This is a genomic window from Wenzhouxiangella sp. YN9 (genome assembly GCF_056324165.1).
Genome location: NZ_JBJNIP010000064.1, coordinates 1 through 333 on the forward strand (window position 1 = coordinate 1; position 333 = coordinate 333).

Here is a 333-nt window from a genome sequence, read left to right on the forward strand (position 1 = left end):
GAAAACTTCACCGCCCTGCGCGAGGAGCTGCAGACCGCGGGCTTTCAGTTCACCTCCGATACCGACACCGAAGTGGTGGCCCACCTGATTGCTCGCGACATGGATCAGCAGCGGGATTTCGTCACCGCGTTTTCCCGCGCCGCCGCCCTCCCGCTCGCCCTGATCACTCGTAGCGCACTCGCGCCCGGACCCGCTCACCTCGCCCGTCGTCGATGTAACGTCGACCTACGCGGGGCGCCAGCAGCCGATCAGCGCCGAAACCACCCGCCGCCACACGTCACCGGATCCCCCCGACACGCCACACCTGCCGCCAACCACGCGTAGCTTGCGGAT

1 pseudogene is annotated in these 333 nt (G+C 67.6%); it reads left to right on the forward strand.

Annotated elements, in window-relative coordinates:
- Positions 1-324: pseudogene (locus ACEWQ0_RS03365) on the forward strand (hypothetical protein); the annotation flags it as partial.
- Positions 325-333 lie beyond the last annotated feature (9 nt).